Below are 21830 nucleotides of genomic sequence, written 5' to 3'. Positions count from 1 at the left end.
TTTGGGCATTAATGGCTTTATATTTTCTTAACCCATAAAAATCTTCTAAATTTAAGGTCTTGCTTTTTACTAAATTAAAATTTTCTTGCCCCTTTGAAATCTACAGAAGAAATTGTCGAAAAGAAATTATATGATTATCAGGAGGAGGACCTCAAGAATATTTTTAAGTATTTAGAAGAGAACCCCGATAATTCAAATTTGTTATATCAACTACCTACCGGTGGAGGCAAAACCGTGGTTTTTTCTGAAATAGCAAGAAGATATATCGAAAAGACACAAAAAAAAGTAGTAGTTCTTACCCATCGGATAGAATTAAGTATACAGACCTCGAAAATGCTGCACGGCTTCGGGGTTAAAAACAAGATCATTAATAGCGAAGTAAAGGAACTTTATGACCAAAATGAGTTCAAATGCTTCGTAGCCATGGTAGAGACCTTAAATAACAGGTTACAGGAAGATAAGGTCGAAATTAAAAATATTGGGCTTGTAATTATAGATGAGGCCCATTATAATTCTTTCAGAAAGCTTTTTAAATATTTTGAAAATGCGGTGATTCTTGGGGTAACCGCTACTCCTTTAAGTTCCAATATAAAACTTCCGATGAAAGACAACTACCAGAAGTTGATCATTGGTGAATCTATTAGTTCTTTAATTGAGAAAAAGTTTTTGGCAAAGGCGAACATGTATAATTATGATGTGAGCCTACAAAGTTTAAAACTTGGTATTAACGGCGATTACACGGTAAAGTCTTCCGACGAGCTATACAGCAACCACAGTATGCTAGGTAAACTTGTGAATGCTTATAACGAAATTGCCAAAGGCACCAAGACCCTTATCTTTAACAATGGGATCAACACCTCTAGATATGTATACGAAACCTTTAAGAAGGCAGGGTACAACATTCGGCACTTAGACAATAAAAACACGGCATCTGAACGTAAAGAGATTTTAGAATGGTTTAAGGTTACACCAGATGCCATACTAACATCGGTGAGTATTTTAACTACTGGGTTCGACGAACCTTCGGTAGAGACCATAATTTTAAACCGTGCCACACGTTCTCTTACACTGTATTTTCAAATGATAGGCCGGGGTTCTAGGTACCTTCCCCACAAAGAAGAGTTCACCGTTATAGATATGGGGAACAATATTGCCCGTTTTGGCATGTGGGACGCTAAAATTGATTGGCAAGAAATTTTTCATTTTCCCGATTTCTATTTGGAGAACATTAAAAATGATGAAGAGATCGAACGGGAGTTCGTCTATGAAATGCCCCAAGAACTTAGAGACCAATTTTCTAAATCCGATACTATTGAATTTGATATAAAGGCCGAGTATAAGAAAAGCTTTGCCAACGGTGAAAAATCAAAAATGGTGTTGGAAAAGAGTATAGAGCAACATGCGAAAATTTGTGTAGAAAACTCTGAAGATGTCTTTGAAGCTCGAATATTGGCCAAAAAGCTAAAAGAAGAAATAGCCTATCGTGTACGACAATATTCTTATTGCATCATGAACAATACCAAGAATTATAAAGAATGGCTAGAGGAGGATTATGAACGTAAGCTTAGATCAAAGATCTCTAAAATGTTTGCGGAAAAAATGTAGTTCCCGCCTTACGAAATCCGATTTTTCTTTACTGCGAAACGAAAATAATCTTATAGCGGTTTCTAGAGGCTAAAAATGAACTTTCCTTTAAATAACATTGTTTTTTTAAGTGATTGCCAAAAATTACGGTTAATGTGTCTTTTTAGCCTAAAGATGGTTAATTTAAGAGACTAATTAACCAACTACCTCTATTTTAAATGAAAAACAGGCTCTTTTTATTCTCCATTGTACCTACCATTATTTTGTTTGGCATTTATGGCTATCATTTTCTAACGGGTTTACCGCCACTTTTAATGATGAGTTTTGCGATAATCGTAGGTGTAGCCGTTCAACTACTCTTTTATCTTTTCTTTAAACTGCTAAGAATTCTATTTAAAAATTTTAAATCTTCCTATGTATTGGTAGGCCTTAGTGGTCTTGCCAGTCTTATTGCCTTAAAAATGTACGGATTCGGATGGCCAGATACCATTTATTATCCGATAGGTATTTTAGCCATATTGGTGATGCTATTATTAAATGCTTTTACTCAAAAAAAGTCGGTGTTGACCGGTTTGTTTTTGCTTCTTTCAATCATTGGTTTTGGGTATATATTCAGTTTATTGGCCGATTTGGGCAATGATCCTTATGAAAAAGAAAAATCGACCATGGCCCTAGGTAAGAACCAAACAAGTTTAGAGGCACAGGGAATTGAAAATCCCGCTACTCCAGGCGAATTTACGGTCAAAACCTTTACCTATGGTAGTGGCACGGACATAAAAAGACCTGAATATGCAGAAGGGGTCAAATATAAGACCCCTACCGTTGATGCTACGAATCTGCTACCAGATTGGAAGGGTAAGAAAAAAAAGTGGCGCGAACGATTTTGGGGTTTCGGAGTGGATAATTTTCCTCTGAACGGCCGTGTGTATATGCCAGAAGGTACAGGGCCCTTTCCTTTGGCCGTCGTGGTACATGGTAATCATAGCATGATCGATTATTCAGATGATGGCTATGGTTATTTGGGCGCCTTATTGGCCAGTAGAGGAATTATTACGGTTTCCGTCGATGAAAATTTTGTCAATGGTCACTGGTCCGGCGATTTTAGGGGTAAAGAAATGCCGGTAAGGGCATGGTTGCTTTTAAAACATATAGAACAGTGGCAAACATGGAACAACGATGCAGATCATGAGTTGGCAAATAAAGTTGATATGAACAACATATTGCTCATGGGGCACTCTAGAGGGGGAGAAGCGGTATCCATAGCGGGTGCTTTTAACAAGCTTCCATATTTACCCGATACGGCTAAAGAAAATTTCGATTTTAACTTTAATATCAAAGGTATTGTATCCATTGCCCCGACCGATTATAGGTATGATCGTAAAATTGTATTGGAAAATGTCAACTATTTGAGTTTACAGGGTTCTTATGATTCCGATGAAGTTAGTTTTTGGGGTATGCGCCCGTATCGCAGGCTTCAATTTACGGATAGTATAAACCGATTTAAGGCCGGTGTATATGTGCATCATGCCAATCACGGACAATTTAATTCTACATGGGGGAACTCTGATTTTGGCGCTCCTTCAAAGTGGTTGTTAAATCTAGAACCACTTTTATCCGAAGAACAACAACAAGAGGTGGCCAAGGTGTTTATAAGTGCCTTTGCTGAAGCCTCCCTTAAAGGAAACAACTCTTATTTGCCCATTTTTAAAAATGTTGCCTATGCCAAAGATTGGCTTCCAAACGAGTATTTCCTGACCAATTATACTTCTTCAAAATTTAAAACGATCGCTAATTTCGAGGAAGATATAAATATTACCACAGCCCCTGACAGTATTGTTGTTGCAGCCAAAAACATGAGTTTATGGAAAGAGCAGCCCCTTACCACCCGTGATGGGGGAAAACAAGATAATACGGCCGTAGTTCTGGGATGGAACTATAAAGAGGATTTGAAAAAAGATTCGTTGCCGGTCTATGAGGTTATAGGAAACAAAGAGCTTTGGAAAAATGATTCCCTACAATTACAAATGACCATTGGCGCAGGTGACCTTACTTGGCTCACCAATGTAAAGGGAACAGAAAACAAAAAAGATACGGATAAAAAAGAGCCAAGTCCATTAGATTTTACCGTAGTGCTTACCGATGTTGAAGGCAATACCGCCAGTATTATGGTTAGCGATGTAAAAAGGATTACAAAACCCCTGAAATCGAAGTTTACCAAATTCAATTTTCTCGACAAAAGTATGATCGGTAGTGCATGGGAGGTACAATTGCAGACTTTTCACTTTCCGTTGTATGACTTTACAGAAAAAGAGAACGAATTTGATGCGGCAAAAGTTACTAAAATCTCATTGGTTTTTGACCAAACCAATATGGGAGTCATTGTTTTGGACGATATAGGGGTGAGCGACTAAATAAAATGGACAATGACAAATGGATCTATTCCTGATTCTTAAAAATACCCGTACTTTGTAATTTTAATGGATCTTAAATAAGAACTACTCATCGACCATCAAAAATCACATAAAACCTTATTGGTTATCGGTTTTGTATGGCCAGAACCGGACACCACGGCGGCTGGGGCACGTATGATGCAACTATTGGAGATATTCCATAAGGCCAATTATGATATCACATTTGCTTCATCGGCAGCGTTTTCAGAACATTCGGCAGACTTGAAGAGGAGGAATATAGCTATGCAATTTATAGAGCTTAATAGCGCTTCTTTTGATGTTTTTGTCAAGACCTTGAAACCGGATATAGTCCTTTTTGATCGTTACCTCACCGAAGAGCAGTTTGGTTGGCGTGTTGCAGAACAATGTCCCGATGCTATACGGGTCTTGGATACCGAAGATCTACACTCTCTTCGTCATGTGCGGGAACAGTGTTTTAAAAAGGGGGTTCCCTTTTCAACAGATGCATGGTTGCAAAACGATAAGACAAAACGCGAGATTGCAAGTTTGTACAGATCTGATCTTTCTCTGTTGATTTCTAGTTACGAAGCCGAATTGTTACAAAATACTATCGGTATTGATATAAGCTTGGTATTGCACTTACCGTTTTTGATGGATAAAATAACGGAAGATGATATTGGATCATGGACACGTTTTGAGGACCGCAAAGATTATATCTGTATAGGTAATGGCATGCATTCTCCCAATATTGACGCCGTAGTTTGGTTAAAAAAAGAAATATGGCCCTTGATTCGAAAAGAAACCCCTCAAGCCAATTTACACATTTACGGTGCCTATTTACCAGGACATATAAAACAAATGCACCAACCACAGCAAGGCTTTTTTGTACATGGATGGGTCGAGAATAAAGAAGAGATCTTTAAAAACGCCAAGATAAATTTGGCGCCATTACGATTTGGGGCAGGAATAAAGGGAAAACTTATAGATGCCATGCAGACCGGAACCCCCAGTGTGACAACACCAATAGGGGCAGAGGGCATGCATGATTCTATGGAATGGAACGGGGGCATAGCCCTAAATGCGGAAGATTTTGCCCGATCGGCCATTACTTTATATTCCGATAAAGAAAGATGGAAAAAGGCACAGAATAATGGAGTTGCCATTATAAACCGGCTATACGAGAAAGAAACATTGGCCACTCGCTTTTTAGATAGAATAGAATATTTAAGAGAAAATCTAAAAAAACATCGTATACAGAATTTTATCGGGGCCATGCTACAACAGCAGACCATGGCGAGTACCAAATATATGTCGAAGTGGATCGAAGAAAAGAATAAAAAAACGGTATGAGTTTCCCCACACCGTTTTAATATGATCAATTACCTAACTGTTTATGTTAATTTGGGGGTATCGTAATACTTTTTCTTTAACCAAAAAGAAACTCGTACCAGCAAAATCAATGCCGGTACTTCTACCAACGGACCAATAACCCCGGCAAAGGCCTGCCCCGAGTTAAGACCAAAAACTGCTATGGCAACGGCAATGGCCAATTCAAAATTGTTACCCGCCGCCGTAAAGGCAACAGAGGCCGTTTTATCATATTCAGCTCCCATGGCCTTCGTAAAGAAAAAGCCAATAATGAACATTAAAGTGAAATACACTAATAATGGCACTGCAATGATCAATACATCCATAGGTATTTGTACGATCAATTCTCCCTTTAATGAGAACATAACCACAATGGTGAACAAAAGAGCTATTAAGGTCAAAGGAGAAATAGTGGGTATAAATTTCTTTGTATACCATTCTTCCCCTTTTAATTTTACCAAAATTACCCTGCTTAGTATTCCCATTAAAAAAGGAATCCCCAGATAAATTGCCACACTTTCGGCAATGGTGCCTATAGAAATATCTACAATGGCCCCTTCAAAACCAAAATAGGGCGGAAGCACGGTGATAAAGATCCATGCATAAAAACTATATGCAAATACTTGAAAAATACTATTCAAAGCCACCAAACCGGCACCGTATTCACTACTGCCGTCGGCCAAGTCGTTCCATACCAAGACCATGGCAATACAACGCGCCAAGCCTATTAATATAAGCCCTACCATATATTCTGGGTAATCACGTAAAAACGTAATGGCCAATATGAACATCAAAACAGGTCCTACGACCCAATTTAGAATCAATGATATGGACAAAATTTTGGTATTGGTAAACACCTTTGGCAATAAGGCATAATTAACCTTTGCCAAAGGAGGATACATCATTAATATGAGCCCTATTGCTATAGGTATATTGGTAGCCCCACTACTAAAGGAGTTTATAAAATCTGGAAAAGTAGGTACAAAATAACCAATACCTACACCTATAGCCATTGCAACAAAAATCCATAATGTTAAATTTCTGTCGAGAAAACTTAATTTTTTTGTAGCCATTATTTATGATTTGATCTTAGAAAAAATATACCACAGTTCTGTAGCTATCTGTGTGCTCCTCTCAAAATATTTTTCTGCCTGTTGTGGTGTGTTGTCAAATACTTTTGGGTCTTCGAAAGTAATAGGAATCCGTTTTTCTGCACCCGGTACAAACGGGCACGCCTCATTGGCCGAATCACAGGTCATAATAGCTGCAAATAATGATTTTGGGTTAAAATCATCATCTAATTTTTTTGAAAATCCTATGATCGGATGTTCGTTTGCCGCATACTTAATACTATATACCGGGTTTTCGCCCTTTGAAATAGTTTTAATTTCGAAGCCCGTATTTTTCAAAGTTTCCGCAACCATTGGAAACAGGGCCGTAGCCTCTGTACCGCCAGAGTAGCATGATACATTTTTTAAATTAAAATAATATGCCATGGTCTGTGCCCAGACCTGAGATAAGTGGCTTCTTCTAGAGTTATGGGTACAGATAAAATTGATACGCACTGCTTGATCGTTGCTCACCTTATCTTGAATAAAGTTTGCTAACGGGTCAAGAACGGCCTTTCGTTCATCTGTAATTGTATCAGCATTCAGGTCTGTTATAAAATCCTGTATACCGGTAAATAAGGTAGATGTCGTTGTGGTCATTTTTCTATATTGTTAACAACAGTTACTATCTGGCGAACAACAAGACCCACTGTTCAAATCCACTAAATTCAGTTTTGGTTTTTCTTCTGGAATATTACATTTGTCTTTCGCCAAGCAATCGGTTTGTTTTGTGGTCAACAAGAAGTTTTTACCGTCAAAATCAATTCCGAATTTCTGAATGGTAATACCTTGATATTCCACTTCTACCTCTAAATCCCCAATTCCCAAGGTGTTTTCAGAGAGCTCTATAATGTTCAATAGTTTTTCGGGATGTAACCTGTGGTCATAGTCATTGGCATTCCACAACTGAAAATTAACCACTTCCTCATTTCTAACTGTTCCTCCACAATCGATAAAATGTTTTGTTATTTTACCAACCTCCGTTACATGGAAGTGATTTGGTACCAATTCGCCATTTGGTAATTGAAATGCTATTGTTTCCAATTTTCCCAAAACTGATTTTACTTCAGATAATTTCATACTTATATTAGTTTATTGCGATTATACGATTAATAAATTCAAATTTTTTAACAACAATCCCCGGTTTTTGTAAGGTCTTGATCAAGAAATGCGGACATCACTTTTTTCATTTTAGACCAACTTTCGTTATCTATACAATAACAAACACTGGTACCCTCAACATCTCCTTTAATAAGACCTAAATTTTTCAACTCTTTTAAATGTTGAGAAATGGTAGGTTGTGCCAATCCTATTTCATTTACCAGATCACCACATACACAACTATTTATCTTAAACAAGTGCTGCAAAATCGCAACTCTGGCCGGATGGCCAAATGCCTTTGCAAAAAGAGCTATCTCATTTTGATCGTCGGTAAACATTTCCGTTTTAGCTAAACCCATATCATTAATTGTTTCATTGCAATATTACGATGAATAGTTTTTCCCCGCAAGACAAATGTATTTTTTAACGAAAAAAGATACATTACTAAAGAGCTTAATTTATTTAAAATATAAAAAAGTGACCCTCTGTAAAGGCTTGTTTTATCGTTGGTTTTTGACTTTAATAAAGGGGTAGGACTTACTTTGAAACTCGTTAAAAAGATATTTTTTAATTCAATACTTTTAAAATAGCATTTGGTAGTCTTGCTATGTAACTTCTATCTTTATAGCGTAAAATTTAAGCAAATGAAATCACCTAACTGGCAAACTGCCATCGAATTTGAAGATATAACCTATAAAAAATGCGATGGTGTGGCCCGCATTGCCTTTAACCGTCCTAATGTTCGTAATGCTTTTAGGCCCAATACCACAAGTGAACTTATAAAGGCATTTTATGATGCGCAAGAGGACACTTCTATCGGTGTTGTCTTGCTTTCTGCCGAAGGGCCTTCTACCAAAGATGGTATTTGGTCGTTCTGCAGTGGAGGAGACCAAAAGGCTAGGGGACATAAAGGTTATGTAGGCGAAGATGGTCAGCACCGGCTTAATATTTTAGAGGTACAGCGTATGATACGTTTTATGCCAAAAGTCGTTATTGCCGTTGTACCGGGCTGGGCAGTAGGTGGCGGCCATAGTTTACACGTTGTTTGCGATATGACCTTGGCCAGTAAAGAACATGCTATTTTTAAGCAGACCGATGCCGATGTCACTAGCTTTGATGGTGGTTATGGTTCTGCCTATTTGGCAAAGATGGTAGGTCAGAAAAAAGCAAGGGAAATCTTTTTCTTAGGCCGCAATTATTCGGCCCAAGAAGCTTTTGAAATGGGTATGGTAAATGCCGTTATACCACATGCTGAGCTAGAAGATACGGCCTTTCAGTGGGCTCAAGAGATATTGGAAAAATCACCAACGTCCATCAAAATGCTGAAATTTGCCATGAACCTTACCGATGACGGTATGGTAGGGCAACAGGTCTTTGCCGGGGAGGCTACCCGATTGGCCTATATGACAGAGGAGGCCAAAGAAGGAAGAAATGCATTTTTAGAAAAACGCAAGCCGAATTTCGGTAAAGACAACTGGATTCCTTAAATCTTGTTTCTTTTTGGTTTTTAGGGCCAAAGTGCTTTAAACCAAAAAGAGCCCGATCAACTAAGACCAGACTCTTTTACGAGAACACTATATGAAAATGAAAAAAATTTATTCGTTTTTATTACACTGTAAAAGTAGGTAGGATGTACAGTTTATCGAAACTATTGTTGTCACTTAAGACGGATTTGTGGTAAACGCAAGGCAAGATGTAGTTTAAGAAAACTACATCCTTAAAATCCTTGTTTTAAATCGTACTTAGTGCACGGTTTCCAATATTTTCTTTAAAAGTGAGTTGAACTGTTCGTCGGATTGCTCCTTTAATCCGGTACGTACGACGACCATGTCCTTAGAAGGTATAATGAATACGCGTTGCCCTTGAAAACCATTTGCGGAATATATGTCTTTTGGTAGATCAGGATATTTACCTTCTGCGTTCAACCAGAAATGGGCTCCGTAGGTTCCGTTGGAATGTACCGTTGGTTTGGTTATATAATCGACCCATTCCTCAGAAAACAAACGGTCTCCGTTCCAATCTCCTTTATGAAGGTACAGTAGACCAAATTTTGCCCAGTCGCGGGTATTGGCCCATCCATAGGAAGAACCCACAAAATTTCCTTCCAAATCGGTTTCTATTAGCATAGAGTACATTCCGATACGATCTATGAACTGTCGGTACGGAAAATCTAAATATTCTTGGTGCGAGCTAAACTGTTTTCTTAATATTCCTGAAAGTAGGTTACTGGTACCTGATGAATAGTTCCAAATTTCGGTAGGGGCGGCTATTACTTCATTATCGGCTTGTGCCTTGGTCATATCGGAGTCTAAAAACAACATCTGGGTAACATCCGATATCTTAAAATAATCTTCTTCCCAAGCCAGACCACTTTGCATCCGCAACAAATGGTTTAAGGTAATGTTCATTTTTGGGTCTTTCTCCGAAACCTCTCCTTTAAAAGGAAGATAATCCATATTTATTTTGCCTTGGTATTCAAGAATACCATAACATGTGGCCAATATACTTTTTGTCATAGACCAACCTAGAATAGGGGTGTCTTTAGAAAAACCGTCTATATATTTTTCACCAACAATCTGATCTTTGTAAACTACCAACAGACTACGTGTTCTTTGAAGCGAATCTGCCATAGCCTCGTTAAGTACATTCTCCAATTTCTTGTAATCTACATTTTCTAGAATAGTATCTATGACCCCGTTATTACCATACGGAAAAGGTAACGTGTCCATTTTTTTTGATCGGTGGGGCACTAAGTCAAAATTATGTTTCTTGTACTCGCCATTGGTCAAGACAGCCCCAACACCTTCCTTATATACCGCTTTTCTTTTCATTAACCCAAAAACACTCGCGGTAGCAGATTGGTCGCTGGGTTCCACCTTAGATCCTGCCAGTTTGATCAAAGGCATATCGTGGTCCACTTTCTCTACCTCCTGGGCATCTCTATGTGCTATGTACACACTAGAGGCCATATTTTTAGATGCGTAACCAGATATTAAATTAAGTTTAGGATAGTTTAGATATGCGAAAACAAGAATTCCTATTAGAAGGAATCCCAATAGCCATTTTATTTTTTTCAATGTAGAGGATTTTTGTATGAACGTAAATTTATCAAAAAAGAAAGAAATTACATAAGGGGACTTTTTAGAAAAGGGTAAACAGGAATATAATTTTGATATTACTTATATTAATACCCCAATTGCTCCACTATGTATAGATACTTGATGGTTTTAGGGTTATTTTTTACCGGGTGTCGAGAAAGCGAGCCATTGAAACCTAATTATGATTGGATTCCATTGCAGGTTACCGCCACGGCATATAATTCCGTTCCCGGCCAAACTTCACATGAACACCCTACCATTACGGCCTGGGGAGATTCCATTAAACCCGGTATGAAGTGGATCGCCGTTTCAAGAGATCTAATCAGAAAAGGACTTAAGCATAATACCATGGTTAAAATTGATACTTTTGAAGGGATATATTTGGTGAAGGACAAGATGCACCCCAGATGGAGAAACCGTATAGATATATATATGGGCGAAAATATAAAGAAAGCCAAAGAATGGGGCAGAAGAAAAATTCAGATCCAATATGCCGTTAAAAAAAAGGATTCAATAAATAAAAACGATCAATGAGAATACCCATTACCATTGCCCTGCTATTATTGCTTACCGCTTGCAAGACCACCAATAATATTGTGGACAAACCCATCATCTTTAACGAGGAAAGGAAAATATTGACGCTGGAATATCTCTCTAAAAGATATGGATTAGAGAAGGACACTCCAGAAATAGAACCAAAAATGATTGTGCTGCATTGGACGGTAATTCCAACCTTTGAAAAGTCTTTTGAAGCCTTCAACAATCCCTCTTTACCCAATTGGCGCCCCGACATTAAAGATGTAAGCGGGTTAAATGTTTCATCACAATTTATGGTAGATAGAGATGGCACCATTTATAGATTAATGCCCGAGACCACCATGGCAAGACACGTAATTGGTCTGAACCATTGTGCCATAGGGGTTGAAAACGTGGGTGGCGATACGGGCCAACCTTTGACCAGGGCACAATTAAAGTCCAATATATGGCTGGTACGCTACCTTGCCGAAAAGTATGATATCGATTACCTGATAGGGCATTATGAATATACCCGATTCGAAAATCATCCGTTGTGGCTTGAAAGAGATAAAGGCTACCGAACAAAAAAAACGGACCCAGGAGAAGATTTTATGAGAAAAATTAGAAAAGCTGTCAAAGACTTAAATTTTAAACCGTTACCAGAATGAAAAATATCTACATAGCACTGATAACATGTTGTTCTCTGTTCATAGCAAACGGACAAGAAACGAATATTACCACGCAATTATATGAAACTTATGAATCATATAAAGAGCCAACATTGAACAAAAGGCGTATAAAACATGCGGATATTGAACCGTTGATAGCATCATATAAAAATAATGCCAAGTTTAAGGTAAATAAGGTGGGAACTTCTATAGAGGGCAGAAGCTTGAATCTTATAAGTATTGGCTCTGGTGATACCGATGTTTTTTTATGGTCTCAGATGCACGGAGACGAGCCTACTGCCACACAGGCCATTTTTGATATTCTTAATTTTTTGGATAGTCCTGATTTTACAGAAGAAAAAGAGGCTATCCTTAAAAACTTGACCATTCATTTTCTTCCTATGTTAAATCCGGATGGGGCAGAACTATATCAAAGACGCAATATTCTTGGTATTGATATTAATAGGGATGCCTTACGTTTACAATCTCCCGAAGGGCAAACATTAAAGCGAGTTCGTGATAGCCTTGAAGCTGATTTTGGGTTTAACCTGCATGATCAAAGTACGTATTACAATGCCGAACGTACAGAAAAACCTGCGACTATTTCGTATTTGGCACCCGCTTATAATTACGAAAAAGAGATCAACGAAGTTCGTGGCAATGCCATGAAGATAATTGTGTTCATGAATAATATTATTCAAAAATATGCACCTGGCCAAGTAGGAAGGTACAATGATGACTTTGAGCCTAGGGCCTTTGGCGACAATATTCAAAAATGGGGTACCAGTGCCATACTTATAGAATCTGGAGGATACCCGGATGATATTGAGAAACAAGAAATAAGAAAGCTCAACTATGTTTCTATCTTGTCTGCTATCTATACCATAGCAAAACAGAACTATAAAGAAATAGACATTTCTGAGTACGACAAAATTCCTGAGAACAACCGAATGCTTTTCGATCTAAAGATTACCGGGGCCAACTATGACCTGTTAGGTAAAAAATATATTATAGACCTTGGTATAAATCAGGTAGAGGTGGATTACGAAGACCATAAGAGTTTTTGGTACAGTAGCCGCATATGGGACCAAGGAGACCTATCCACATATTACGGATACAAAACATTGGATGCCAAAGATTATACGATTAAAGCTGCAAAAGTATATCCTACGGTTATAAAAAACCTAGAAGAAGCAAAACAACTGGATGCAAAGAAACTTCTTAAGGAAGGGTATGGCTATATAAGGGTGGCATCTATTCCCAGAAAGGCTTTGAACGCCCCGTTTCCTTTGCATGTAATCAGCCAAAAATACGAGGTTCCAGAACTTAGGTTACAACCAGGTATCAACCCCACTTTTTTCTTGGAGAACAAAGAAGGAGTTAGGTATGCCGTTATTAATGGATTTCTTGTCGATTTAAATTCAGAAATAATAAGTGTTCCAAATGCGATGATCTACAGGTAATCCCATTTTAATACCCGAATCTAATATTGGCATAAAGGCCATATTTCAATAATAGAACAAGCATAGTCATAAGCATGGTTACAATACCTATGAATAGGAGTAACACCAAACTTTTAATCGGCGGGGCCAATAGGCCAAGGGCACTTTTTTGAAGGATTTCTTTGTATACATCCATGATTTTTTCTTTCTACATTAAACATCTTCATAGCTTTTAGGATGTGGTTAGTTAAGTAAGGTTTTGAGGGTATTATACTTATAGAACAACTATAGTTGCAAAAACCCTACTTTTTGAACGAAAACAAAAAAGGGAAGCATTTTAGCTTCCCTTTTTAATTTTATAATGGATTTATCCTTTATAGGCTCTCTGCATCCAATAAGGCAAAGAATTTATCTAAATTCGGAAGAATAACAATTCTTGTTCTTCTATTCTTGGCCATATTCTCTTTCGTGTCGTTTTCTACCAATGGAAGGTAGCTACTTCTACCGGCAGCGATCAATTGTTTTGGATCAACTCCATACTTATTTTGCAATTCCCTTACTATAGAAGTGGCTCTTTTTACACTTAGGTCCCAGTTATCGGCAATCACGGGTGTATTAATAGTTCTAGAATCTGTATGGCCCTCTACCATAACTTCCATACTAGGTTCTGATTTTATCACTTCTGCCAGCTTTTTTAGAATATTCTCTGCTTTACTACTAACCCTGTAACTAGCGGTATTGAACAATAGCTCATCTGAAATATTGATCATAACTACCGTTTTGTCTATGCTAACATCTACATCTTCGTTATCATCCGATATGGATTGTTTTAATTTATAGGAAACGGCCAAGTTCATTGAATCTTGCAACGTTTTTGCGCCTGCCAATTTAGCGGGATCAACATTTTGCAAGGTCTTTCTCATTTTTGCCTTGGTATTATTGCTCATGACCGCAACATCGTCTACAGATGTAAATTGGCTATCGTTCATTTCTTTAAGCGAATTTATCTTCGAATTATACTCTTGCACCCGAGCTTCTATCTTGGCAAATTTAGCTTCTAATTCTTCTTTTTCCACTTGGGTTTTTGTTAACCTACTCTGGGTTTGAGAAAGGCTGTCTTCTAAAGCGACATATTTCTTTTTAGAAACGCAAGAGGTTAAAAGTGCCAAAGAAAGTACACCAACTACTGATAATTTTCTCATTTGAATATTCTTTAAAATTTATATTAGTGTTACAGTAACATTTACGGAATAAACTAAAATATAGATGTTTTCTAAATGAGGGGATTGCCCAATTAGTAAGTAAAAGCCTCTTAAAAAGTTGTTTTTCAGTTTTTTATATTTAAAAAAAAGACATAAAAAAAGGGCGGTTAAAACCGCCCTTCCTAATCTTTAAACTATAATTACTCGCAACCGCCGGTAAATCCGTCCGCATTAAATTTGGTTTGCACAGCCCCTTGTTTGGTGCCGGTGTTTACCTCTATGGCAAGATTGTTCTCTCCACTTCCGTCACGTTTTGGACTACAGTATTCAAAAAGGTAAAAACTGTTGGCTCGCTCAGATACTTTTTCCGATATCTCGTTAAAGGTATCCTCCAATTCATCTTTATTGGTAGCGAATACACTTGAGGTTTTTCCTATTTCTGTCAACACTTCCGTATCAATTTCACTACCAAGACCTATACTAAAGAATGAAATATTCGCATTGGCCTCGTTTACCTTTTTCAGTGCCGCATCTTTCGTATACCTAGATGCCTGATCGGTACCGTCCGTAAAAATTACGACCGAAGCGGCTCCGATATTACCACCCGACGTAGTCTCTTTTATTAAATCGGTAGCAATGTCGGTAGACTTAATGACCGCACCATATAAATCGGTAGACAAATCGGTACTAATATCATCGGTAATTCCATCAATAGAAGCGATTAATTCTTCTTTTGAAGAAGTTAATTCGTTTAAAAGGTGAAGTTCATCTTCTCCGTCGAACCAATAAATGGCCATTTGAAAAGAATCTTGCGATGTAGCGGGCATCACGTTGTTCACAAAACTTGTACTTGCCAGTTTTAGTTCGTCCAAACCGCTTTCCAACACACTATTACTTAAATCCAATACCAAAAGGGTGTTGTTGTTGAATATTTGTGAATTGGGAGATATACGGGCGTAAGATTCAGAAGTAGAAATAGTATTGAAACATTCATCGTTTCTACCTTGCTCATAAATCGTAAACTGGTCTGCGGTTAATCCGGGTACAGGATTCCCGTTTGTGTCCGATACTTTAAAGAATATAGATACTTTTCCTGGTAATGTGGTGTACTGCTCTTGTATAGAAAGTACCAATTCACCTTCTTCCAATCCCAGGCAGTCATCAACCTCCGTTCCCTTGCCAAGACCATCTCCGAAATTTAGGTCAAAATCAACATCGTCGTCCGCATTTCCGCAAGAAACGAATAAAGAGATAAACAAAAGAAAACCAAAGGTTTTAAAGAACAATTTCATAATCATACAATTTGAGTTCAACAAGCAAAACGGACTTTCTGCTTAGAAATTATTAGTAATTAAAAAAAATATGTTAAACAATGTTAAAGAACAGGAAATCCCTTTATAAAATTGGTTGGAATAGGTAATTTCCAATATTCGGAAAACAAAATTACACATCATTCGCACTTAATGACGCATGAGTTAAAAAAAATATTTAAAACCTATTTTTTCTTTAGGGAAAATGGTATTAAAACGGTTCTGGCCACAGTAGTTGCCTTGGACGGATCTTCTTATAGGAGACCAGGGGTTCGCATGTTGATATCGGAAAATGGTGAAATGATAGGCGCCGTCAGTGGGGGGTGTGTAGAAAAAGAAATTCTATTTCAGGCATCTAGTGTTTTTAAAACTGGCAAGCCTAAAATTATGACATACGATGGACGGTTTAGGTTAGGCTGCGAGGGTATCCTTTACATTCTTATAGAGCCCTTTTTCCCCAATACCGATATACTAAACGGTTTCGAAAAATGCATAGACCAAAGAAAACCCTTTAAAATAGCATCGGGGTTTCATAAGGAATACGGAGAACATGAGGGGATTGGCTCCCGTTTTCTTTTTGATAAAGAATGGATTTCACTAAACGGTAATCTACCCAAAAAAGAAGCTACTCCTGTTTTTGAACAAGTATTGCAACCTTGTTATAGATTGGTTATAATAGGAGGGGAACACGATGCTGTAAAACTATCTAAACTAGCACTTGAAATGGGCTGGGAGGTAATGGTGAGCACGGTGCCCGCCGAAGGTAAAACAATAGATGATTTTGAGGGAGTGGACGAATTTTGGAACGTAGAACCAAATGACCTGCCTATTGCTGAAATTGATGACCAAACGGCATTGATTTTGATGACCCATAGTTATGTAAAAGACCTAAAATACCTGCGTATCCTTAAAAATTGTAATCCCATGTATTTTGGCCTGTTGGGGCCCGTAAACAGAAGAGAGAAATTGTTCGGGGAATATATTGAGCTGTATCCAGAAGATGATTTCGATTTTTTTGATAGAATAAACGGTCCGGCAGGATTAAATATCGGTGCGGAAGCCCCTGAAGAAATCGCTATAGCCATACTTTCTGAAATATTGGCCGTAATTCGCAAACAACAACCCATGATGTTGAAAGACAAAAAAGAGGGCATACATAATTGAACAGGTCTAAAAACATAGCTGTTTTAATAATGGCCGCAGGCGAATCCCGAAGAATGAATGGGATAAAACAACTATTGCCCTGGAAAGGAAAAACTTTATTGGAACATACAATTAGTACGGTTAAACAAAGTGCCGGAGGTATTTCTGTTGCAGTGTTGGGCGGTAATGCTTCCACTATTATCGATAAAATCGGCTTTAAGGCCCTTGAGTGCGATGTTATAGAGAATCCTGATTGGGCGAGCGGATTGGGCAGTAGTATCGCTTTTGGAGTACGCTATATTTTGAACTTGAATATACAAATAGAGGGTGTTTTGATCTGTTTGGCCGATCAACCGCTGTTTACCGTAAATTATTATAACAAGTTAATTGATGAATTTAACCTGGGCAATAATTTGATAGTTGCCAGTGCATACGAAAACAAAGCCGGAGTACCTGCAATTTTCCATCGGTCCATACTTAAAGAATTGTGTAAATTAGAATCAGATTTCGGAGCAAGAAATGTACTTGTTAAATACAAAAAAGAGGTATTAACATTGGATGCGGGTAACATGGTCGCGGACATTGACACCTTTGAGGAATATAAAACCATATATAAACAAAACCATAACAAACCACTGCATGACTAAAACAAACTTTACCAAAGAAATTTATTTCTTTATTGTAATTACCCTATTTCAATCGCTCGCTATGAGTGCACAAGAAATGAGTTTTGAGGAATACAACCCTAAATCTACCCTTGTAGTACCGGGAAAAGAGATAAAACGGGCTAAATTTCCTTTTATAGATGTACACAGCCATCAAAGGGATATGTCCGTGAAAAAGCTCACAAGTTTGTTGGCCGACATGGATAACCTGAACGAAGGCATTATGATCAATCTTAGTGGAGGTTCCGGTGCCAGTCTTAAAAAAAAGATAGAAAATATAAATAAGAGCTACCCAAACCGGTTTGCCGTTTTTGCCAATGTAGATTTTGAAGGGGCCGACGGGGCAGATTGGGGCAAAAAAGCGGCGGCTCAACTAGAAGAAGATGTTAAAAACGGGGCTAAAGGGCTTAAAGTTTTTAAAAGTTTGGGGTTACGGAACAAAGATATAAATGGCAATAGATTGGCCATAGACGACCCACGTTTAGACCCTATATGGGCAAAATGTGGTGAACTGGGAATTCCTGTACTTATACATGCGGCAGATCCAAAGCCTTTTTGGGAAGATATGAACAGTGACAATGAAAGGTGGTTAGAGTTAAAAACGCATCCAAGAAGAAAACGTACCGATACAGACCCTGCACCTTGGGAACAGATTATAAAAGAACAACACAACGTTTTTAAAAAACATCCAAAGACCAAGTTTATAAATGCCCATATGGGATGGTATGCCAATAATTTGGCCAAATTGGGTACACTTTTAGACGAGATGCCGAATATGTATGTTGGCATAGCCGCCGTGATAGCGGAATTGGGTAGGCAACCACAAAATGCAAGGGCATTTTTCATTAAATACCAAGACAGGATCCTTTTTGGAAAAGACAGTTGGAAACCCGAAGAGTTTCCTACCTATTTTAGGGTTTTGGAAAGCAATGATGAGTACTTTCCCTACTATAAAAAGTACCATGCATTTTGGGCAATGTATGGTCTAAACCTGCCAGACGAGGTACTCAAAAAGGTTTATTATAAAAATGCTTTGAATATAGTTCCCGGTTTAGATAGGTCTTTGTTCGAATAAACGATTACCTTTCTGCCTCTGTTTCTTTTTTAGGAAGATTTTCTACATCTTGAAAAATGCCACAGGAAATTTCTTTTTTCACCAAAGAAGGAGACTTTTTTTTCTTGGTAAGTTGTTCTATCTCTTTATTTAAAAACTGCATGTACTATTTTTATGAATAACGGCAGCACAAGTATTTTGTTGTCTTGCCATATCTTTTAATCGTTCAAGAAAAAAAATCTATAATCATGTGATTTTTTCAAGCTTGGTCATACTTACCTATAAAAGAATATTACTAGATGGGCAAAGAAACGGTTTTTGCTAATTTGATAAGGGAACACCAAGGATTGTTGTTCAAGGTTACCTCTATTTATACGAACAACAAAGAGGACCAAGAAGATTTGTTTCAAGAGGTGGTCTATCAATTATGGAAATATTTTGATACGTTCAGAAACGAATCAAAGATCAGTACTTGGATGTATCGCGTGGCCATGAATACCGCTATTACGCAATTAAAAAAATCAAAAAAGAACTCCAATTCCGTGCCCATTACCGACGTAATTTTAAATAGGACGGAGACCAAAAATGATGTTTTAGAAGAGCGCTTAAAACTATTGTACCAACAAATACAATATCTAAATCCATTAGAAAAAGGGCTGATGTTATTGCTTCTAGAAGGTAAAAGTTATAAGGAAATGGCAGAGATAACAGGACTTTCGGAATCTAATGTGGGCACAAAAATTTCTCGTATTAAAACGAAACTAAAGAAAAACATGACAAAATAATATATCATGGAACTAAACGAATTACAAACGGCTTGGAGCCAATTGAGCCAACAGCTCAATAAACAAGAAAAACTAACGAACGAAATAATTCTTAAAATGACACAGGACAAGTACAGGAACAAGTTTAAAACATTGAACACTTATGAAACAATAGGCGCCATCGTCTGTTATAGTATAGCCCTTTTTATTATCCTAAATTTTTATAAGCTAGATACCTGGTATCTTCAGCTATGCGGTGCCATTACCTTAGGGTTTCTTATAATAATGCCGACCTTGGTATTGCGGTCCCTTAAAAAAATTAAAAATCTTAATATTTTAAAAGGTACGTATCGCGAAACATTGATAACCTATACAAAAGAAAAAAACCATCTTCTAAAACTACAGCAAATAGGCATAGCCTTTAGTTTTTTATTAATGTTCATTGTGGTTCCCGTATCTTCAAAAATTATATCCAATAAGAATGTTTTTCTTGTCAAACCTGAACCGATACAATGGTTTGCTATAATAATTGCGCTTTTGTTCGTAACGGTAATTACTCGATGGGGCTACAGAAGCTATAAGAAAATTACGGATAATGCAGCCGAAGTACTCAAAGATCTAGAAGCATAATTTACTCGGTCAGTTTTTTCTGTATATAATTTAAAATAAGCATCCAGTTCATTTTAAGTAGGAGGGAAGCCGTTGGTACATTATCGTCTTCTATGGCAGAAATAATGGCCTCATGCTGATTATCGGATTTATTATAAAAAGAATCGTCCGAGGTAAACGCACGCTCATAAAAAAATATTCTTGTTTTTAGGTTCTTAAGAATCTCAAGGGCAAGACTGTTGTGATATCCTTTGGTCAAAAGATGGTGAAACTCTAGATCTGCCTGAATTCGTGACAATGCATCTTGCGCATTTTCAAAAACTTCTTGCTGCTTTTTTAGTTCTGCTATTCTGGTTTCGTCAAATTCAGAGCTTTCAATGGCCATAACCTCTAGGTTTGCAACCAAACCATATAACTCTTCTGCCTCTTTTACATCTAAATCGGATACTATAAAACCTCTGTTGGGTACCGCTTTAATTATACGCGACTGCTGTAACTGGGTCAATGCTTCCCTAATAGGGGTTACGCTAATGTTCAACTCTCTTGAAAGGGCCGCCAAATTTATGGTTTTACCAATTTTTAAATGGCCACTTTGCATTTGTTGCAAAAGGTAATCACGTACCCGATCTCGTAAATTAGTTTTAATAGACATCCATCAAATATAACGTATCGTATACGATTTAACTTATTGTGAAGGTAATTTATTGTGGATCAAAGTTTACCGTTTATCTAAAATAAGCTCAATGTACCTGCGAAGCAATACTAAAAACAACCATTCTACGTTCCTATGCTGAAACCTACAAAAGAAACCAAATGAAAATTGTAACTCCCACTTTAAAAAAATTAGGCTTTTTTGCAGCCATTTTGACCGTATCCTACAGTTGTAGCGATGATGCCGAGACACAAGAAGAAGTAATGCTCACCAATACCGAGCTAAAGACCATTTTAGAGGCCGATGATGTATCTGGCGTCGTAGATACCGCTTTGTATGACCTTTATATGAATAACAGTACTACGGCTAAAACTATTAGTAGTGAAGAATGCTATTATGCTACCTATACAGATACCGGTTATACGGCCACCTTCAATAATTGTGTTTTGAACGGTACGGACAATGTAAACGGAACCTTGACGGTAACCTATAATTTTGAAAGCGAATCAAGCTCCTTTACCGCCACATACAATGATTTTTATGTTGGGGAAATTAAGATCAATGGTACCAGAACCTATGATATCGGCACCAATTCTGAGAACAATTCCGTCTCATTTACTACCACAAGCGACATGAGTATAGTTATGGAAGATGGTAGTGTTATCGAGGAAGACGGAACAAAAACCTTTACCTTAAGTTTTGGCGACAGTTTAGAAACCACCACCTTTGGTATAGACGGTACTTGGACCGTAGTGGACGATGGAAATACTTATAATGTTACCGTAGGCTCTACTTTAGAAGGCAACTATGCTTGCAGTTATTTAAACGATGGTACGATGACCGTTGCTAAAAATGGTCTTACTTTAATCGTTGATTTTGGAGATGGTACTTGTGACGATGTTGCGACCATAACCTATCCGAACGGAGCCGTAGAAGAAATTAATCTTAGAGATTAGTTACACTTTATTTCTTTGACATGAAGAAATAACAGCAACGAAAATAGCACATAAAAAAAAGGATAAGATTGATGAGATCTTATCCTTTTTCATTTTGTCAGAATCACAATATTCTTGGGATTTTGTTTGCACATACCTCAAAATTTAATGAGTATGGTTTCTAACTTCTGCCCATTGT

General features: G+C 37.5%; 22 protein-coding genes. 13 read left to right on the top strand and 9 right to left on the bottom strand.

Annotated features, from left to right (window positions below):
• Positions 1–93 precede the first annotated feature (93 nt).
• The 3 genes from J8L85_RS11935 (at position 94) to J8L85_RS11925 (ending at position 5345) form a co-directional block, all read left to right on the top strand.
• On the top strand, positions 94–1605 hold the full coding sequence (locus J8L85_RS11935; RefSeq protein WP_211017519.1) for a DEAD/DEAH box helicase: 1512 nt from the start codon (positions 94–96) through the stop codon (positions 1603–1605).
• 197 nt (positions 1606–1802) lie between these two features.
• Positions 1803–3995: a hypothetical protein gene (locus J8L85_RS11930; protein WP_211017518.1), complete on the top strand. Its 2193-nt coding sequence runs from the start codon at positions 1803–1805 to the stop codon at positions 3993–3995.
• Positions 3996–4115: 120 nt separating this feature from the next.
• Complete coding sequence (locus J8L85_RS11925) at positions 4116–5345, top strand: glycosyltransferase (protein ID WP_247656646.1); 1230 nt, start codon at positions 4116–4118, stop codon at positions 5343–5345.
• 41 nt (positions 5346–5386) lie between these two features.
• Here the strand turns inward: J8L85_RS11925 and arsB are convergent, their stop codons facing one another.
• The 4 genes from arsB to J8L85_RS11905 are packed head-to-tail and all read right to left on the bottom strand — an operon-like array spanning position 5387 to position 7932.
• A complete protein-coding gene (arsB, locus tag J8L85_RS11920; RefSeq protein WP_211017517.1) occupies positions 5387–6436 on the bottom strand; it encodes an ACR3 family arsenite efflux transporter in 1050 nt (349 codons plus the stop codon).
• 3 nt (positions 6437–6439) lie between these two features.
• A complete protein-coding gene (locus J8L85_RS11915) occupies positions 6440–7072 on the bottom strand; it encodes a protein-tyrosine-phosphatase (RefSeq protein WP_211017516.1) in 633 nt (210 codons plus the stop codon).
• A gap of 12 nt (positions 7073–7084) precedes the next feature.
• Positions 7085–7552: a DUF6428 family protein gene (locus J8L85_RS11910; protein ID WP_211017515.1), complete on the bottom strand. Its 468-nt coding sequence runs from the start codon at positions 7550–7552 to the stop codon at positions 7085–7087.
• 47 nt (positions 7553–7599) lie between these two features.
• On the bottom strand, positions 7600–7932 hold the full coding sequence (locus J8L85_RS11905; protein ID WP_211017514.1) for a metalloregulator ArsR/SmtB family transcription factor: 333 nt from the start codon (positions 7930–7932) through the stop codon (positions 7600–7602).
• 285 nt (positions 7933–8217) lie between these two features.
• Between J8L85_RS11905 and J8L85_RS11900 the strand changes: the two genes are divergently transcribed.
• Positions 8218–9060 carry a 1,4-dihydroxy-2-naphthoyl-CoA synthase gene (locus J8L85_RS11900; RefSeq protein WP_047245353.1) on the top strand — a complete coding sequence of 281 codons (843 nt, stop codon included), beginning with the start codon at positions 8218–8220 and terminating at the stop codon, positions 9058–9060.
• Positions 9061–9315: 255 nt separating this feature from the next.
• On the opposite strand, the gene J8L85_RS11895 is transcribed toward J8L85_RS11900, so the two are convergent.
• A complete protein-coding gene (locus tag J8L85_RS11895) occupies positions 9316–10650 on the bottom strand; it encodes a serine hydrolase (protein ID WP_211017512.1) in 1335 nt (444 codons plus the stop codon).
• Positions 10651–10794: 144 nt separating this feature from the next.
• Between J8L85_RS11895 and J8L85_RS11890 the strand changes: the two genes are divergently transcribed.
• Genes J8L85_RS11890 through J8L85_RS11880 form a run of 3 tightly spaced genes read left to right on the top strand, consistent with a single transcriptional unit; the run spans position 10795 to position 13318 of the window.
• Positions 10795–11205, top strand: coding sequence for a 3D domain-containing protein (locus tag J8L85_RS11890; RefSeq protein WP_211018280.1), 411 nt, complete (start codon positions 10795–10797; stop codon positions 11203–11205).
• Positions 11202–11855, top strand: a complete 654-nt coding sequence (locus tag J8L85_RS11885; protein ID WP_211017510.1) for a peptidoglycan recognition family protein — start codon at positions 11202–11204, stop codon at positions 11853–11855. The genes J8L85_RS11890 and J8L85_RS11885 overlap by 4 nt, the downstream gene beginning before the upstream one ends.
• On the top strand, positions 11852–13318 hold the full coding sequence (locus J8L85_RS11880; protein ID WP_211017509.1) for a M14 metallopeptidase family protein: 1467 nt from the start codon (positions 11852–11854) through the stop codon (positions 13316–13318). The genes J8L85_RS11885 and J8L85_RS11880 overlap by 4 nt, the downstream gene beginning before the upstream one ends.
• Positions 13319–13671: 353 nt before the next feature.
• Here J8L85_RS11880 and J8L85_RS11875 read toward each other — a convergent pair whose 3' ends face one another.
• Together J8L85_RS11875 and J8L85_RS11870 are read right to left on the bottom strand one after the other, a co-directional pair.
• A complete protein-coding gene (locus J8L85_RS11875) occupies positions 13672–14499 on the bottom strand; it encodes an OmpA family protein (RefSeq protein WP_211017508.1) in 828 nt (275 codons plus the stop codon).
• Positions 14500–14699: 200 nt separating this feature from the next.
• Positions 14700–15791, bottom strand: coding sequence for a VWA domain-containing protein (locus J8L85_RS11870; protein WP_211017507.1), 1092 nt, complete (start codon positions 15789–15791; stop codon positions 14700–14702).
• Positions 15792–15962: 171 nt separating this feature from the next.
• Here J8L85_RS11870 and J8L85_RS11865 point away from each other — a divergent pair, with 171 nt between their 5' ends.
• The 3 genes from J8L85_RS11865 to J8L85_RS11855 are packed head-to-tail and all read left to right on the top strand — an operon-like array spanning position 15963 to position 18692.
• The gene (locus tag J8L85_RS11865) at positions 15963–16973 is read left to right on the top strand and encodes an XdhC family protein (protein WP_211017506.1); all 1011 of its coding nucleotides are present in this window, start codon (positions 15963–15965) and stop codon (positions 16971–16973) included.
• A 29-nt stretch (positions 16974–17002) separates the two neighbouring features.
• Positions 17003–17599 (top strand): nucleotidyltransferase family protein, encoded by a 597-nt coding sequence (locus J8L85_RS11860; protein WP_282103041.1) that lies wholly within the window; start codon positions 17003–17005, stop codon positions 17597–17599.
• Positions 17592–18692 carry an amidohydrolase family protein gene (locus J8L85_RS11855; RefSeq protein WP_211017504.1) on the top strand — a complete coding sequence of 367 codons (1101 nt, stop codon included), beginning with the start codon at positions 17592–17594 and terminating at the stop codon, positions 18690–18692. The genes J8L85_RS11860 and J8L85_RS11855 overlap by 8 nt, the downstream gene beginning before the upstream one ends.
• Before the next feature lie 4 nt (positions 18693–18696).
• On the opposite strand, the gene J8L85_RS11850 is transcribed toward J8L85_RS11855, so the two are convergent.
• Positions 18697–18834: a hypothetical protein gene (locus J8L85_RS11850; protein ID WP_211017502.1), complete on the bottom strand. Its 138-nt coding sequence runs from the start codon at positions 18832–18834 to the stop codon at positions 18697–18699.
• A 136-nt stretch (positions 18835–18970) separates the two neighbouring features.
• Here J8L85_RS11850 and J8L85_RS11845 point away from each other — a divergent pair, with 136 nt between their 5' ends.
• Together J8L85_RS11845 and J8L85_RS11840 are read left to right on the top strand one after the other, a co-directional pair.
• A complete protein-coding gene (locus tag J8L85_RS11845; RefSeq protein ID WP_211017500.1) occupies positions 18971–19456 on the top strand; it encodes a sigma-70 family RNA polymerase sigma factor in 486 nt (161 codons plus the stop codon).
• Positions 19457–19462: 6 nt separating this feature from the next.
• On the top strand, positions 19463–20065 hold the full coding sequence (locus J8L85_RS11840) for a hypothetical protein (RefSeq protein ID WP_211017498.1): 603 nt from the start codon (positions 19463–19465) through the stop codon (positions 20063–20065).
• 1 nt (position 20066) lies between these two features.
• On the opposite strand, the gene J8L85_RS11835 is transcribed toward J8L85_RS11840, so the two are convergent.
• Complete coding sequence (locus J8L85_RS11835; RefSeq protein WP_211017496.1) at positions 20067–20696, bottom strand: GntR family transcriptional regulator; 630 nt, start codon at positions 20694–20696, stop codon at positions 20067–20069.
• Between the two features lie 161 nt (positions 20697–20857).
• Between J8L85_RS11835 and J8L85_RS11830 the strand changes: the two genes are divergently transcribed.
• Positions 20858–21652 (top strand): hypothetical protein, encoded by a 795-nt coding sequence (locus J8L85_RS11830; protein WP_211017494.1) that lies wholly within the window; start codon positions 20858–20860, stop codon positions 21650–21652.
• Positions 21653–21830 lie beyond the last annotated feature (178 nt).

Source organism: Maribacter sp. MMG018 (assembly GCF_018100785.1).
Taxonomy (GTDB): Bacteria; Bacteroidota; Bacteroidia; order Flavobacteriales; family Flavobacteriaceae; genus Maribacter.
The sequence above is the reverse complement of the archived record's forward strand: the minus strand, read 5'-3'. Positions and strand labels throughout refer to the sequence as shown.